The sequence below is a fragment of the Halobellus sp. Atlit-38R genome (assembly GCF_003665925.1).
In the GTDB taxonomy this organism is placed as follows: Archaea; Halobacteriota; Halobacteria; order Halobacteriales; family Haloferacaceae; genus Haloquadratum; species Haloquadratum inordinatus.
Window position 1 is genome coordinate 1 of sequence record NZ_QXIJ01000089.1, and the last position, 692, is coordinate 692.

A 692-nucleotide genomic window follows, 5' to 3' on the forward strand; every position below is an offset into this window, starting at 1 on the left:
GCTGAACGTAGCAGTTCCCGCGCGTTCTGTCAGGGCGATGTGCTTTTCGGAAAACTCCGGCCAAATCTTAATAAAGCAGCCATCGCGCCGTTTGATGGCATTTGCTCCTCAGATATTATTCCCATCTACAGTGAGGACCCGACCCTCCAGCGATATTTGCCGTATCTAATGCATTCGACCCTCATTCGCGACCGTGTCGTATCAACAATGGAGGGAACGAATCTCCCCAGAACGTCGTGGACAGACCTAGGCAAGACTCTCATTCCTCTTCCCCCAGAATCCGAACGCCGCCGCATCGCGGAGATACTCGCTACAGTCAACAACGAGATTCAACAAACAAACCGGAGTTTAGAGGAGGCCCGTTCCTTGGAAAAAGGCTTGACACAGGACCTACTTCAAAATGGAATTGGACACACCTCGTTGACTACCGTGTCTATTGGCCCTCGCGAGTATCAGCTACCAGTCTCTTGGGAGGTAGAGCAGGTCGAAGATATCCTTGACCAAGAAACCGACAAGAAGCCGATTCGTGGGGGACCACCGGGTGGCAGAATCAGTAAAAAGGACAGGGTAGAGGAAGGGCCGAAAGTGTACGTTCAGGAGAATATAATCTATAGAGATTACTCGATGGGGACCGAGTATCTTACCGAAGAGAAGTTTGAAGAATTGAAGAGCGCAGCACTTGAGCCGGGAGA

At 51.0% G+C, this 692-nt stretch carries 1 pseudogene; it reads left to right on the top strand.

What is annotated here, in order from left to right:
- Positions 1–207: 207 nt before the first annotated feature.
- A pseudogene (locus D3D02_RS18245) lies at positions 208–692 on the top strand (hypothetical protein); the annotation flags it as partial.